13 protein-coding genes are annotated in these 14,293 nt (G+C 71.1%); 9 read left to right on the forward strand and 4 right to left on the reverse strand.

Going from position 1 to position 14,293, the window contains the following annotated elements:
- Positions 1-874 (reverse strand): sigma-70 family RNA polymerase sigma factor (locus CU044_RS24685; protein WP_240045825.1); only part of this gene is annotated, 874 nt, incomplete at its 3' end.
- Between the two features lie 182 nt (positions 875-1,056).
- Between CU044_RS24685 and radA the strand changes: the two genes are divergently transcribed.
- Positions 1,057-2,466, forward strand: coding sequence for a DNA repair protein RadA (radA, locus tag CU044_RS24690; RefSeq protein ID WP_129770942.1), 1,410 nt, complete (start codon positions 1,057-1,059; stop codon positions 2,464-2,466).
- Between the two features lie 44 nt (positions 2,467-2,510).
- Complete coding sequence (gene disA / locus CU044_RS24695; RefSeq protein WP_129770943.1) at positions 2,511-3,635, forward strand: DNA integrity scanning diadenylate cyclase DisA; 1,125 nt, start codon at positions 2,511-2,513, stop codon at positions 3,633-3,635.
- A gap of 154 nt (positions 3,636-3,789) precedes the next feature.
- On the opposite strand, the gene CU044_RS24700 is transcribed toward disA, so the two are convergent.
- Positions 3,790-4,644: a hypothetical protein gene (locus CU044_RS24700; protein WP_165371964.1), complete on the reverse strand. Its 855-nt coding sequence runs from the start codon at positions 4,642-4,644 to the stop codon at positions 3,790-3,792.
- Between the two features lie 180 nt (positions 4,645-4,824).
- On the opposite strand from CU044_RS24700, the gene CU044_RS24705 reads away from it, so the two are divergent.
- The 6 genes from CU044_RS24705 to cseC all read left to right on the forward strand — a co-directional run bounded on the left by CU044_RS24705 (position 4,825) and on the right by cseC (position 10,079).
- On the forward strand, positions 4,825-5,472 hold the full coding sequence (locus tag CU044_RS24705) for a phosphatase PAP2 family protein (protein WP_129770944.1): 648 nt from the start codon (positions 4,825-4,827) through the stop codon (positions 5,470-5,472).
- 142 nt (positions 5,473-5,614) lie between these two features.
- On the forward strand, positions 5,615-6,550 hold the full coding sequence (locus CU044_RS24710; protein ID WP_129770945.1) for an A/G-specific adenine glycosylase: 936 nt from the start codon (positions 5,615-5,617) through the stop codon (positions 6,548-6,550).
- Between the two features lie 187 nt (positions 6,551-6,737).
- On the forward strand, positions 6,738-7,394 hold the full coding sequence (locus tag CU044_RS24715) for a SigE family RNA polymerase sigma factor (protein WP_129770946.1): 657 nt from the start codon (positions 6,738-6,740) through the stop codon (positions 7,392-7,394).
- Positions 7,382-8,050: a hypothetical protein gene (locus CU044_RS24720; RefSeq protein ID WP_240045826.1), complete on the forward strand. Its 669-nt coding sequence runs from the start codon at positions 7,382-7,384 to the stop codon at positions 8,048-8,050. Before CU044_RS24715 ends, CU044_RS24720 begins: the two co-directional genes overlap by 13 nt.
- A 17-nt stretch (positions 8,051-8,067) precedes the next feature.
- Entirely contained in the window at positions 8,068-8,772 is a 705-nt protein-coding gene (gene cseB, locus CU044_RS24725) for a two-component system response regulator CseB (RefSeq protein WP_129770947.1), read from the forward strand.
- The gene (gene cseC / locus CU044_RS24730) at positions 8,769-10,079 is read left to right on the forward strand and encodes a two-component system sensor histidine kinase CseC (RefSeq protein WP_129770948.1); all 1,311 of its coding nucleotides are present in this window, start codon (positions 8,769-8,771) and stop codon (positions 10,077-10,079) included. Before cseB ends, cseC begins: the two co-directional genes overlap by 4 nt.
- Before the next feature lie 190 nt (positions 10,080-10,269).
- Here cseC and CU044_RS24735 read toward each other — a convergent pair whose 3' ends face one another.
- Complete coding sequence (locus CU044_RS24735; RefSeq protein ID WP_240045827.1) at positions 10,270-11,814, reverse strand: MDR family MFS transporter; 1,545 nt, start codon at positions 11,812-11,814, stop codon at positions 10,270-10,272.
- A 253-nt stretch (positions 11,815-12,067) separates the two neighbouring features.
- On the opposite strand from CU044_RS24735, the gene CU044_RS24740 reads away from it, so the two are divergent.
- Positions 12,068-12,646, forward strand: a complete 579-nt coding sequence (locus CU044_RS24740) for a TetR/AcrR family transcriptional regulator (protein WP_129770950.1) — start codon at positions 12,068-12,070, stop codon at positions 12,644-12,646.
- A gap of 3 nt (positions 12,647-12,649) precedes the next feature.
- On the opposite strand, the gene CU044_RS24745 is transcribed toward CU044_RS24740, so the two are convergent.
- A complete protein-coding gene (locus tag CU044_RS24745) occupies positions 12,650-13,330 on the reverse strand; it encodes a M23 family metallopeptidase (protein ID WP_129770951.1) in 681 nt (226 codons plus the stop codon).
- Positions 13,331-14,293: the final 963 nt, after the last annotated feature.

The following is a 14,293-nucleotide window of genomic DNA, read 5'->3' on the forward strand; positions in this document are numbered from 1 at the left end:
GGCCCGAGGCCGCCGGGCCCGAGGCCGCCGGGCCCGAGGCCGCCGGGCCCGAGGCCGCCGGGCCCGAGGCCGCCGGGCCCGAGGCCGCCGGGCCCGAGATCTTCGAGTCCGTGAGGGAGGAGGGGCGCGACCCCGGCCACGGTCCTGCCGCCTCGGCGCGCTCGGCGGCGCGGCGGCAGCGCGGGCAGTCGTCGACGTGCCGGACCAGCTCGCGCCGGAGCGCGGCGGAGAGCAGCACCTGATGGTCGCCGGTGAGCCGGGCGACGGACGGGCAGCCGCCGGTGTCGACGACGGCGAGCGCGGCGCGGGTGCGTTCCACCTCGCAGGCGGCGGAGGCGAGCAGCTCACGGGCCGCCGTCGGCTCCATGGACAGCACGGCGGCGACCTCCACCGGGCCCAGCTGGTGGCGTACGGCCAGCTCCAGGATCTCGCGCTGCTCGGGCGTCGTGCCGGCGGCTTCCGGCCAGGCCAGCAGGGCGAGTTCACGCCGTCGGCGCTCGGCGGTCTCCGGCGGGAGCGCCTCCGCCGGGGCGGGCTCGGGCTCGCGCTGGGCCGAATGCGCCCCCAGCCGGCTGCGGCGCTGCTCGGTGAGTCTGCGCAGACAGGACCAGCGGGCGAGCGCGTACAGCCAGGCCTTGCGCTCCCCGGCACCCGAGGGGCAACGGCCGTACTGCCGCTCGGAGATGGACAGCACCTCGCCGAGCACCTCGGTCGCGACGTCGTGGTCGCACAGCACGGAGAGGCAGTAGGTGAACAGACCGTCGAGGTACGGCTCGTAACGTGCGGCCTGGCGGTGCGGCACCGGATGGGGCGCACGACGGGGCGCGCGGTGTGCGCCGGTGGTGTGCGTGGAGGTGTCGGGGCTGCTGCTCATCACCCGGCGACGTTAGACAGAGGGACCCACAGCCTTCACACCTCTTGAGCACATTTAATCCTTACGGGTGAAGGTATCCCTCAAAAGGGGACAGGAATCGCACGCTCCGATGAACTCCCCCCGCTCCCGGGCCGCTGCCTCCCGTGGTCGGCGCTGTCGGTGGGCCCCTATACGGTGACGCCATGGCTGCCCGTACGAAATCCGCCAAGGACAGGCCGTCCTACCGCTGCACCGAGTGCGGTTGGACGACCGCCAAGTGGCTCGGCCGCTGCCCCGAATGCCAGGCGTGGGGCACGGTCGAGGAGTACGGCGCGCCCGCGGTACGGACCACTGCGGCGGGCCGGGTCTCCACCGCCGCGCTGCCGATCGGCCAGGTCGACGCCCGTACGGCCACCGCGCGCTCCACCGGCGTGGACGAGCTGGACCGGGTGCTCGGCGGCGGGCTGGTGCCGGGCGCCGTCGTGCTGGTCGCGGGCGAGCCGGGCGTGGGCAAGTCGACGCTGCTGCTCGACGTCGCGGCGAAGTCGGCCAGCGACGAGCACCGCACGCTCTATGTGACGGGCGAGGAGTCCACCAGCCAGGTGCGGCTGCGCGCCGACCGGATCAAGGCCATCGACGACCATCTCTATCTGGCCGCGGAGACGGATCTCTCCGCGGTCCTCGGTCACCTCGACGCGGTCAAGCCGTCGCTGCTGATCCTGGACTCCGTCCAGACCGTCGCCTCGCCGGAGATCGAGGGCGCGCCGGGCGGTATGGCCCAGGTCCGCGAGGTCGCGGGCGCGCTCATCCGGGCGTCCAAGGAGCGCGCCATGTCGACGCTCCTGGTGGGGCATGTCACCAAGGACGGCGCGATCGCGGGGCCGCGGCTGCTCGAACACCTTGTGGATGTCGTGCTGTCGTTCGAGGGCGACCGGCACGCCAGGCTGAGGCTCGTCCGGGGGATCAAGAACCGCTACGGGACGACCGACGAGGTCGGCTGTTTCGAGCTGCACGACGAGGGGATCACCGGTCTCGCCGACCCGTCCGGACTGTTCCTCACCCGGCGCGACGAGCCCGTCCCCGGCACCTGCCTGACCGTCACGCTGGAGGGGCGCCGGCCGCTCGTCGCCGAGGTGCAGGCGCTGACGGTCGACTCGCAGATCCCCTCGCCGCGGCGCACCACCTCCGGCCTGGAGACCTCCCGGGTGTCGATGATGCTCGCCGTGCTGGAGCAGCGCGGCCGGATCAGCGCGCTCGGCAAGCGCGACATCTACAGCGCGACGGTCGGCGGGGTGAAGCTCACCGAGCCCGCCGCCGATCTCGCGATCGCCCTCGCGCTGGCGTCCGCGGCCAGCGATACGCCCCTGCCGAAGAACCTGGTCGCGATCGGGGAGGTCGGGCTCGCGGGCGAGGTCAGACGGGTTACGGGCGTCCAGCGGCGGCTGGCCGAGGCGCACCGTCTCGGCTTCACGCAGGCGCTTGTTCCCACCGATCCGGGGAAGATCCCGGCCGGTATGAAGGTCACGGAAGTCGCCGACATGGGTGATGCTCTCAGGGTGCTGCCGCGCCGCGGTCGTGCGGACGCCCCACGGGAAGACAACGCTCGCCGGTAGACTTTGCCCTGGTCTCGCCCATCCGTACGAGCCGGAGGAGTGCAGTGGCAGCCAACGACCGGGCATCAGCGCCCGGAAAGTCCGGCGCGGGCTCCGGCAACGAAGCGCTGATGCGCGCCTCCCTGAGCGCTGTCGCGCCGGGCATGGCGCTGCGCGACGGCCTGGAGCGGATCCTGCGCGGCAACACCGGAGGTCTGATCGTCCTGGGCATGGACAAGACCGTCGAGTCGATGTGCACGGGCGGTTTCGTGCTGGACGTGGAGTTCACCGCGACCCGCCTGCGCGAGCTGTGCAAACTCGACGGCGCGCTCATCCTGGACAAGGACATCACCAAGATCCTGCGGGCCGGCGTCCAGCTGGTCCCCGAGTCGTCCATCCCCACGGAGGAGACGGGTACGCGGCACCGCACGGCCGACCGCGTGTCCAAGCAGTGCGGCTTCCCCGTCGTCTCCGTCTCGCAGTCGATGCGGCTGATCGCGCTGTACGTGAACGGGGAGCGCCGGGTCCTGGAGGAGTCGGCGGCGATCCTGTCGCGGGCGAACCAGGCGCTGGCGACCCTGGAGCGGTACAAGCTCCGTCTCGACGAGGTCGCGGGCACGCTCTCCGCGCTGGAGATCGAGGACCTGGTGACGGTCCGGGACGTGACGGCCGTCGCCCAGCGTCTCGAGATGGTGCGCAGGATCGCCACGGAGATCGCCGAGTACGTGGTCGAGCTGGGCACCGACGGCCGGCTTCTCTCTCTCCAGCTGGACGAGTTGATCGCGGGCGTGGAGCCGGAACGGGACCTGGTCGCACGGGACTACGTCCCCGAGCCGACCGCGAAGCGCTCCCGTACGGTCGGCGAGGCGCTCGGCGAGCTGGACTCGCTGAGCCATCCCGAGCTGCTCGAACTGCCCATCGTGGCAAGGGCGCTGGGCTACAGCGGCGCGCCGGAGACGCTCGACTCCGCGGTCTCGCCGCGCGGTTACCGGCTGCTGGCCAAGGTGCCTCGGCTGCCGGGCGCCATCATCGAGCGGCTCGTCGAGCACTTCGGCGGGCTCCAGAAGCTGCTGGCGGCGAGCGTCGACGATCTTCAGACGGTGGACGGCGTCGGCGAGGCGCGGGCCCGCAGCGTGCGCGAGGGGCTCTCGCGGCTGGCGGAGTCCTCGATCCTGGAGCGGTACGTATAGCGGCGTCTGCGCACGGCGTCTGCGCACGGCGCCTTCAGCGGCGTACGTACGTGAGCGACGACGGCACGTGAACGACAGCGGCATGTGAACGACGACGGCGCCCCGGCCCACTCCCGGGCCGGGGCGCCGTCTCATGCGCCGGTGCGGACGGCTGTCAGTCCTTCTCCAGGCGAATGGACGCCTGGCCCTGCTTCACCGAGGCGCGCGAGGTCTTGGCCTCCACCAGGTACGTTCCGGGGCCCACAGCCCGCGCGGGCGGTGTGGCGCAGCCCGGCGCGCTGCGACCGCGGTTCCACTCGATCGTGCGCGTGATCGCTCCGCCCGCCGGGACCTCGTAGAGCACCCCGCCGGTCTTCGGGCAGTGCTCGGACGACCAGACGTCCTCGTCGTCGGCGTCGGCGATCGTCAGCACCACGGCCTTCGGCCCGAAGTCGGCCTTGCAGGCGGTGTTCGAGGTGTTCGTGGCGGTCAGCCGGAACTCGGGCTTCTCGCCGGGCGCGTACGCGACCTTCGTCGTGGTGAGGCGCAGGGTGAGGGCGCTCGGGGGGCAGTTGGGCAGTCCGGAGCCGGCCGGTACCTGCCGGCCGGAGCTGGTGCTTCCGCCGCCGCTGCCCGCGGAACCGCCGCCACTGGCGCCGCCGGTGTCCGCCGCGCCGTCCGTACCGCCGGAACCGGCCCCGCCACCGCCGCCGGTGTCGCCGTTCTTGCCGCCGTCGCCGCCGCCGCCGGTCCCGCCGGTCCCACCGGTCCCGTTGGTCGAGCCCGACTCGTCGCGTCCGCCCGGCTGTTCACTGATGGCCGGTCCTGAACCGGAGGGGCCCGGGGTGATGGACGTCGCGGGATTGGCGCCGTCCGCTGTGTCCCCGCTGTTCTTGCCGTCACCCCCACGGGAGCTGACGACCCATACGACGAGCAACGCGAGCAGCGCGATCAGCGTCGCCGCTACTGCCCTCCGTCGCCAGTAGATGGTGGAGGGAAGCGGCCCGACCGGATTGCGCAAAGATCCCACGGCGCAAACTGTACGAGAGATCGGCGCCAACTCCCGCCCCCCATGCCGCCCGTCTCGCAAGTTTTACGGATCATCATCACGGATCGGCCCGTCGGCGACCGGGACTTCCTTCCTTTCGTCAGGGGTTCACCCCGGCCTTCGGGTGAGGGGAACTCCCGATGATCTCTGTACGTTCTTCCCATGAACAGCAGCGCAACGAGCGATCTCTATCGCGACATCACCGACTTCGCCCGTACGACCCCCTCCTGGTTCCAACACCTGGCAGAGCTATGGACCGAGGCCGGACTGCTGTTGTTCGGCGTGCTCTTCATAGCGGTCTGGTGGTACGCGCGGTCGGCCGGTCCACGCGCCGTGGCCGTGGCGGTCCTCGCCCCGCTCGCGACCGCCGTCGCGTACGTATGCAGTGAACTGACCAAGTCGGCGCTGACCGAGGAGAGGCCGTGCCGGGCGGTCGCCGGAGCCGGGGCCTCGCTCATCCCCTGTCCGCCGGTGGGCGACTGGTCCTTCCCCAGCAACCACGCCACGATCGCCGGAGCGGCGGCGATCGCGCTGGCAATCGCCCGTCCCCTACTCGCCTACCTCACCGTCCCGATGGCGCTGCTGATGGCGTTCTCCCGGGTCTTCGTCGGGGTCCACTATCCGCACGACGTGGCGGTGGGGCTGGTGTTCGGCGGCGTGGTGGCGACGGTCGTGGTCCTGGCGGCGGCACGGCCCGTGGGCACGCTGGTCCGGACGATGCGGACGAGCCGGTCGGGTCTGGCCCTGCTGCTCGCCGGGCCGGGGCGGCCACGCACCGTCGATCACACGGGCGCGACAGAGCGGGCGTGACCGAGCGCGTGGGACCGAGCGCGTGGGACGGGCGGGCGGGGGTGAACAGGGGGCGTGCGCGGGACCGGGCGCGTGACACCTCGGCCCCGCCCGCGCCTGCCGCACCCTCCACGGCCCGGGACATGCCAGGATCGGTGGTGCCATGACTGCTACCTCCGCGCACTCCGCGTCCTCCCCGACCGCCGTCGATCCGGCCGCCCTCCACACCCCCGTCATCGCGTGGTTCGACTCGAACGCGCGCGATCTGCCCTGGCGCCGCCCCGAAGCGGGCGCCTGGGGGGTGATGGTCAGCGAGTTCATGCTCCAGCAGACCCCGGTGAACCGGGTGCTCCCGGTGTACGAGCAGTGGCTCGGCCGCTGGCCGCGCCCCGCCGATCTGGCCGCCGAGGCCCCCGGCGAGGCGGTCCGCGCCTGGGGCCGGCTGGGCTATCCGCGCCGCGCGCTGCGTCTGCACGGCGCCGCGCAGGCGATAACGGAGCGGCACGGAGGTGACGTACCGCGCGAGCACGCGCAGTTGCTCTCACTGCCCGGGATCGGGGAGTACACGGCCGCGGCCGTGGCCTCGTTCGCGTACGGACAGCGGCACGCGGTGCTCGACACGAACGTGCGCCGCGTCTTCGCGCGCGCCGTGGCCGGTGTCCAGTACCCGCCGAACGCGACCACCGCCGCCGAACGCAAACTGGCCCGCGCGCTGCTGCCCGAGGACGCCCCGACCGCGGCCCGCTGGGCGGCGTCCTCCATGGAGCTGGGCGCGCTGATCTGCACCGCGAAGAACGAGGGCTGCGTACGGTGCCCGATCGCCGACCGGTGCGCCTGGCGGCTGGCCGGGAAACCCCGGTACGAGGGCCCCGCGCGGCGCGGCCAGACGTACGCGGGCACGGACCGCCAGGTGCGCGGCAAGCTCCTGGCCGTACTGCGCGAGGCGGTCGCGCCGGTGCCGCAGGGGGTCCTGGACGCGGTCTGGGACGAACCGGTGCAGCGGGCCAGGGCGCTGGACGGGCTGGTCGCCGACGGGCTGGTCGAGCCGATGGAGAACGGGGTCTACCGGCTGCCGCAGAGCCGGGCCGAACCGCGCTGATCCGGCGCCTGCCCCCGCGCCTGCCCCCGCGCCGCGTCACGGCGGCCCGCCCCGGCGGCCGTTACACAACCGATGGACAGCCGTGCGTCCTCCGACGGCTGTCCCGCACAGCCTCGTGACAACCGCTCCGTAATTTCGGTGCCGTAAGCGAACGGCATGGATGGTCACGGGGTGGGAGGCGGTTGTCATGGCGCAGGGTGAGGTGCTCGGCTTCGAGGAGTACGTACGTACCCGGCAGGAGGCCCTGCTGCGGAGCGCCCGGCGCCTCGTGCCCGATCCCGTAGACGCGCAGGACCTGCTCCAGACCGCGCTGGCCCGTACGTTCGGGCGCTGGGACGGCATCGCCGACAAGTCCCTCGCCGACGCCTATCTGCGCCGCGTCATGATCAACACGCGTACGGAGTGGTGGCGCGCCCGCAAGCTCGAAGAGGTCCCCACCGAGCAGCTGCCCGACGCGAGCATCGACGACGGCACCGACCAGCGCGCCGACCGGGCGCTGCTGATGGACATCCTGGGGGTGCTCGCGCCCAAGCAGCGCAGCGTGGTGGTGCTGCGGCACTGGGAGCAGATGAGCACGGAGGAGACGGCTGCCGCGCTCGGCATGTCGGCGGGTACCGTAAAGAGCACGCTGCACCGCGCGCTGGCCCGGCTCCGTCAGGAGCTGGAGAGCCGGGAGCTGGCCGGCCAGGGCCTGGACGTCCACGCGCCGGAGCAGTCGGATCTCCGTCGCGGCAGGAGCGGCGGAAGTAGCGGGAGCGACAGGGGTGACGGCCGGGGCGCTCGCGGCATACGCGGCGGCCACGGCGGTCATGAGGAGCGGGGGCGGGAGAGGTGCGCGGCCTGAAAGACCAGGGGCGGCCGGGAGGCGGACCCTTCGCGGTGGGTACGGCACTGTCCGCGCTCGCCGCCGTCGGCCTGCTCGTGTCCGGCTGTTCGACCGGCGGTACGGGGACCAGGGACGAGGGCGCGGCCGTGACCTCCCCCGTGGAGCGCGGCGCGCCGGCCCCCAGGGTGTCCGCGGAGACCCCCGCCAAGACCGTCAACGCGGTGGCGCTGCTCCGGAAGGACCCCGCGGTCAGCCCGCGGGTCAAGGCGGACCTCAAGCCATGCGGCGAGGACGCGTACCCGGTGGACACGTCGTACGGGAATCTGACCGGCGGTACCGCGCCCGATCTGGTGGTCAACGTGATGACGTGCGGCGACTCGGTGGGCGTCGGGACGTATGTGTACCGCCAGCGGAACGAGGAGTACCAGAACGTCTTCGCGGCGGAGGAGCCCGCCGTCTACGCCACGATCGACCGCGGTGAGCTGGTCGTCACCCAGCAGGTGTACGCGAAGGGCGATCCGCTGTCCTTCCCCTCGGGCGAGGACGTCGTGACGTACAGCTGGGCCGACAGCAAGTTCAGTGAGCGCTACCGCGTGCGCAACGACTACAGCAGAGCGGTGGGCAACGGCGAGGGGTCCTCATCCGTCGTGCCCGCCCCGACGAGCGAGAACTGAGAGCTGAGAACCACGGGATGGCCGAGACCCATGTCCTGTTCGTCGAGGACGACGATGTCATCCGCGAAGCCACCCAGCTGGCGCTGGAGCGCGACGGCTTCGTGGTCACCGCCAGGCCGGACGGACTCTCCGGGCTCGACGCGTTCCGCGCGGACCGTCCTGACATCGCGCTGCTCGATGTGATGGTGCCGGGTCTGGACGGTGTCAGCCTGTGCCGGCGTATCCGTGACGAGTCGACCGTGCCCGTGATCATGCTGTCCGCGCGCGCCGACTCGATCGATGTCGTGCTCGGGCTGGAGGCGGGCGCCGACGACTATGTGACCAAGCCCTTCGACGGCGCGGTGCTGGTCGCCAGGATCCGCGCCGTACTGCGCCGCTTCGGGCACGCGGGCGGGCCCGCCGGGGAGACCGGCGGACCGGGCGGGCCCGATGAGAACGGGGTGCTGACCTTCGGCGATGTGGAGATCGACACGGAGGGCATGGAGGTACGCAGGGCGGGCGCGCCGGTGGCGCTGACGCCGACGGAGATGCGGCTGCTGCTGGAGTTCTCGTCCGCTCCCGGGACCGTGCTCTCCCGCGACAGACTCCTGGAGCGGGTCTGGGACTCCGGGTGGGGCGGCGACACCCGGGTGGTGGACGTCCATGTCCAGCGGCTGCGCACCAAGATCGGCCAGGACCGGATCGACACGGTCCGCGGCTTCGGATACAAGCTCAAGGCATGAAGAGGCTCACCCTGCGCACCGGAGTCCGGTGGAAGATCAGCATCGCGATCGCGGCGGTCGGCGCGCTGGTCGCGGTGGCGCTGAGCCTGGTGGTGCACAACTCGGCGCGGGTCTCGATGCTCGACAACTCGCGCGAGGTGCAGCTGGAGCGGCTGCTGTTCGCGGAGCGGATGTTCGAGTCCACGAAGGAACCCAGGCTCGGTACGAAGCTCAATGACCCCACACTCCCGCGCGATCTGCGCGTGAAGATGAACCAGGGCCGGCGCGCGACCCATGTGCAGGAGAGCGCGAACGGTGTGCCCGACGTGTGGGCCGCCGTCCCGCTGAGCAACGGCACGGTGCTCTCGCTGCACAGCAAGTTCGCCGACTCCACGACGATCATGAAGGATCTGGACCGGTCGCTGATCATCGGTTCGGTCTCGGTGGTCTTCGGGGGCTGCGCCCTGGGTGTGCTGATCGGCGGGCAGCTCTCGCGGCGGCTGCGCAGGGCCGCCGCGGCGGCGGGGCGGGTCGCGCAGGGCAATACGGAGGTGCGCGTCGGGGACGCCGTCGGCGGCGTCGTACGGGACGAGACGGATGAGCTGGCCCGCGCGGTGGACGCGCTGACCGACGCGCTGAACGAGCGCATCGAGGCCGAGCGCCGGGTCACCGCGGACATCGCCCATGAGCTGCGTACGCCGGTGACCGGACTGCTGACCGCCGCCGAGCTGCTGCCGCCGGGCCGCCCCACGGAGCTGGTACGGGACCGGGCCCAGGCCATGCGCACCCTGGTCGAGGACGTGCTGGAGGTCGCGCGGCTCGACAGCGCCTCGGAGCGCGCCGAACTCCAGGAGATCGCTCTCGGCGAGTTCGTCGCGCGGCGGGTGGGGGTGCTGGACCCCGCGATCAAGATCAAGGTCGTGCACGAGTCCTGGGTCAGCACGGATCCCCGCCGGCTGGAACGCATTCTGGGCAATCTGCTGGCCAACGCCGCCAAGCACGGCGGGACGCCCGTCGAGGTCACGGTCGAGGGCCGGGTGGTACGGGTACGGGACCACGGCCCCGGCTTCCCCGACGCCCTGCTGCGGGAGGGCCCGAGCCGCTTCCGTACGGGCGCGACCGACCGCGCGGGCCACGGCCACGGGCTGGGCCTGACCATCGCGGCGGGCCAGGCCCGGGTCCTCGGAGCGCGGCTGACCTTCCGGAACGCGACACCGGAGGGGATCGAGGGCCGGGACGGCTCGGGCGGCGCGATCGCGGTCCTCTGGCTCCCGGAGCACGCCCCGACGACGACCGGCAGCTTCCCGATACTGAGGCTGCCGGGCTGACCGCGCCTGGCCGCTCAACCGGGCCGACCACGCCCGGCTGAACGGCACCCACCGCCCCCGAGTCGGACGTACGCGCTGACACGCACCACTGACAACGGCCCCCGGCGCCGGAGCGCCAGGGGCCGTGAGCCATGCGTCACGCGTCACACGGTCATGCGGTCATGCGGTCATGCGGTCGTACGCCGGGGACTCAGGCCGACTGCGCGACCTTGCCGTCCGCCGCCGGGGCCGAGTCCGGCGCCTGGTCAGCGGCGTCGGCCGGCTTCGGCTCGGCGCCCCGCAGCGGTATCTCCTTGACGAAGAACGCCGCGACGAAGCCGATCACCGCGATCGCCGCGCCCAGCGTGAACGCCGCGTTCGTACCGGTCGACACCGCGTGCTGGTACGCCTCGCGCGCCACGTCCGGCAGCTTCGCCAGGCTCGCCGCGTCCAGCTGTGCCGACTGCTGGGTGGCGCCCGCCCCGCCCGTCCCGGCGCGGGCGGCCATCTCGTCCTGCACCCGGCTGGTGAACAGGGCGCCCATGATGGCGGCGCCGAAGGAGCCGCCGAGCGTACGGAACAGGGTGGTGGTGGACGAGCCGACGCCCATGTCCTTCATCTCGACGCTGTTCTGCGCCACGAGCATGGTGATCTGCATCAGGAAGCCCATGCCCGCGCCGAGGACGGCCATGTAGACGCCGGAGGTCAGCCGCGACGTGTCGGTGTCCATCTGCGCCAGCAGGAACAGGCCGACGACCATCAGCGCGCCGCCCAGGATCGGGAAGATCTTGTACTTGCCGCTGCTGGTGGTGATCCGGCCCGCGATCAGCGAGACGGCCATCATCGACAGGAGCATCGGCAGCAGCAGCAGACCGGAGTTGGTGGCCGAGGCGCCCTGTACTGCCTGCTGGTAGAGCGGCAGGAAGAGCACCGCGCCGAACATCACGAAGCCGGTCAGGAACCCGATCACGGACATCAGCGAGAAGTTGCGGCTGCGGAAGATGTGCAGCGGCATGATCGGCTCGGGGACCCTGGTCTGCACGAAGACGAAGGCGACGAGGGAGACCACGCCGATCGCGATCAGCTCCATGATCATCGCGGAGCTCCAGGCGTACTCCGTACCGCCCCAGGTGGTGACCAGCACGATCGCCGTGATGCCGACGGTCAGCAGCGCGGCACCGAGATAGTCGACCTTGGCCTTCGTCCGGTCCTTGGCGGGCAGGTGCAGGACGGCCGTGATCATCACGAGCGCCAGCGCGCCGAGCGGAAGGTTGATGTAGAAGCTCCAGCGCCAGCCGAGGTGATCGGTGATGGTGCCGCCGACGAGCGGTCCGCCGATCATGGCGAGCGCCATGACACCGGCCATCATGCCCTGGTACTTGCCGCGCTCCCGCGGCGGTATCAGGTCGCCGATGATCGCCATGACGCCGACCATCAGACCGCCGGCGCCCAGGCCCTGGACGGCCCGGAAGCCGATCAGCTGGCCCATGTCCTGGGCCATGCCGCTGAGCGCCGACCCGATCAGGAAGACCACGATCGAGGTGAGGAAGACGCCCTTGCGGCCGTATATGTCGCCGAGCTTGCCCCAGATCGGCGTGGAGGCGGCGGTCGCCAGGGTGTACGCGGTGACCACCCAGGACAGATGCGCGAGGCCGCCCAGCTCACCGACGATGGTCGGCATCGCGGTACCGACGATCATGTTGTCCAGCATCGCCAGGAGCATCGCGATCATGAGCGCGAGCAGCACCACGCGCACACTGCGCGGCTGTGGCGCGGATTTCTCCGCGCTTCCTGCGCTTCCTGGACTCGCTGGGCCTGCTGGACTCCCCGAGCCTTCTGGGCTTCCTGGGCTCTCCAGCTGCTCCGTCTGCTTACCGGTCGGACTCATCGTCCCCACTCCCCTGTACTTCCCCTGGTACTTACTTGCCGCCCGGCAAGTCGACTACAGTGGGACAACGTAGACCTCTACTTGCCGGGCGTCAAGTAAGTTATTTCTCGGGAGAGCACCCATGGGCAGCACACAGCACCCTCGGCGGGGGAACACCCGCCAGCGCATCCAGGACATCGCGCTGGAGCTCTTCGCCGAGCAGGGGTACGAGAAGACGTCGCTACGGGAGATCGCCGAGCGGCTGGATGTCACGAAGGCGGCGCTGTACTACCACTTCAAGACCAAGGAAGACATCCTGATCAGCCTCTTCGAGGATCTGACGCGCCCGCTCGACGACCTGATCACCTGGGGCGGCACACAGCCGCACACCCTGGAGACCAAGCAGGAGATCCTGCGCCGCTACAGCGCGGCGCTGCACGGCGCGGCCCCGCTCTTCCGCTTCATGCAGGAGAACCAGGCGACCGTCCGTGAGCTGAGCATCGGCGAGTCGTTCAAGGGGCGGATGATCGACATGCTCGATCTGATCCAGGATCCGGACGCCTCCATGAAGAACCGGGTCCGCTGCGTCAGCGCGCTCTTCACGATGCACGCGGGCATGATCGCCCTCAGAGACATCGATGGAGACCCCGAGGAGAAGCGCGAAGCCATCCTGGAGGTCTCCACCGAGCTGATGAGCCAGGCTCATCGGGTCACACCGTGACGGTCACACCTTGACGCCCACCGAGCGCAGGAACGGGACCGGGTTGACGCCCGAGCCGTAGTTCGGGGTCGTACGGATCTCGAAGTGCAGGTGCGGGCCGCTGGAGTTACCGGTGTTGCCGGAGAGCCCGATCACCTTGTCGGTCTTGACCTGCTGCCCCACGTACACCTTGACCTGGGACAGGTGCGCGTACTGCGAGTACGTGCCGTTCTTGTGCTTGATCACTATCGCGTTGCCGTACGCGGGGCCGTCACCGGCGCCGTTCGGGCCGGCCTTGACGACGGTGCCGCCGTGGACGGCGTGGACCGGCGTGCCGGTCGGAACCGCGAAGTCCTGGCCGGAGTGCTTGCTCGCCCACATGCCACCGCCGAGGCCGAAGCCGGCGCTGAGCTTGTAGTGCTTGACCGGGTCGGTCCAGGAGACGGCCTTCTTGGCGTTCGCCTTGGCCTTCGCGGCCTTCGCCTTGGCGTCGTCCGCCTTGGAGGCGGGCTTGGCGTGGGCGGCGGCCTGGTGCGCGACAGTCGAGTCGGTGGCCGCGGCGCCGGTGGTCGCGTCACCACCGGTCGCGGCGAAGGCGGCCCCGGTTCCGGCCGCCAACGACACTCCGAGTCCGGCAGCCAGGACACCGGCACGGGTACGAAGGACGGACGGTCGGGACAGACGGGACAGCTTGCGCTGCGACATACGGGTAAACCTCCGGGCATCAAGGGACCCGGCACACGAGCGCCGGGCTGGCCTCACCTTGGTAACCCGGACCCCACCTCATCCCAAAACACCCCATCTACGGCATCACGTCGTAGCGATCCCCCCAGCCCTCCGCCTCTTGACGCCCTCGGCCGGCGCACCACAGACGCGCTTTATAAGACGATTTCAACCTGTTTAACCGCACGTGGAGCACCATGGGACCGGCGACCGGTCCCGGTAAGCGGCGCACCCGACGCCACCCCGCCGAAAGCCCCGCCCGCGACAGGGCCGAACGTCCCCGCCGACGCCCGGCGCCGCCACTACGACGGCTAGTAGGGTCGGAAACGCCTGTGCTGCTTGTCACGGCCACCGGGTAGGAATGCCTTCCGATTCGGGACCAAAGTCCCGGTTACCCCGACCGATCTCCGGCAGGCACCAACGGCCGCGTACGGCGGGAATCCCGCCCCGGGGACACGGCGTATCCGGGCCCGGAGGCGGGTCAGCGAGACGGGCTCGTCCCCTGCCCCGCGAAATCGGCGGCCCGGAGTCCATTTCCCCTCGCGCGTCCGTACACGCCGCACGAAAGCGCTTGTGCGGTCGCCGTTCGCGACGAGCTGGAGCCGATTCCCGGCGGAGGAGTACGCGCTGGAGGTTCCGGCCCGAATACCATTGGCCGGCACGATGCTTCCTCGTGACTGGTGTCGACCAATTGCGGCGCCTTCGCGGACTGCCCGCCATCGAAACTGTTGTGCCCCGCCGGCAGTTGCCACGGGGCACAACTCGGCTCTTTTCTCAAGGGCGTTGCCTTCGGGAGCTGCTCGTCCTCTCCGACGAGAATTGGGACGAGCTGTCGTGACTCCGTGAACTGCCGCGGCTGAACATACGGAGGTTGTCCGCCTGTTCAGCCTGAAAGACCTCTCGGCATTGCGGCTCACCTACGGAGATTCGCCGCTTCCGACCGTG

The sequence above is a fragment of the Streptomyces sp. L-9-10 genome (genome assembly GCF_004151105.1).
Classification (GTDB): domain Bacteria; phylum Actinomycetota; class Actinomycetes; order Streptomycetales; family Streptomycetaceae; genus Streptomyces.

What these genes read in the sequence shown, in the direction of transcription:
- CU044_RS24745 (WP_129770951.1), bottom strand. Translation starts at nt 13,330, where the DNA reads ATGTCGCAGCGCAAGCTGTCCCGTCTGTCCCGACCGTCCGTCCTTCGT.
- CU044_RS24705 (WP_129770944.1), top strand. Translation starts at nt 4,825, where the DNA reads ATGAACAGCAGCGCAACGAGCGATCTCTATCGCGACATCACCGACTTC.
- CU044_RS24710 (WP_129770945.1), top strand. Translation starts at nt 5,615, where the DNA reads ATGACTGCTACCTCCGCGCACTCCGCGTCCTCCCCGACCGCCGTCGAT.
- CU044_RS24740 (WP_129770950.1), top strand. Translation starts at nt 12,068, where the DNA reads ATGGGCAGCACACAGCACCCTCGGCGGGGGAACACCCGCCAGCGCATC.
- radA (WP_129770942.1), top strand. Translation starts at nt 1,057, where the DNA reads ATGGCTGCCCGTACGAAATCCGCCAAGGACAGGCCGTCCTACCGCTGC.
- CU044_RS24715 (WP_129770946.1), top strand. Translation starts at nt 6,738, where the DNA reads ATGGCGCAGGGTGAGGTGCTCGGCTTCGAGGAGTACGTACGTACCCGG.
- cseB (WP_129770947.1), top strand. Translation starts at nt 8,068, where the DNA reads ATGGCCGAGACCCATGTCCTGTTCGTCGAGGACGACGATGTCATCCGC.
- cseC (WP_129770948.1), top strand. Translation starts at nt 8,769, where the DNA reads ATGAAGAGGCTCACCCTGCGCACCGGAGTCCGGTGGAAGATCAGCATC.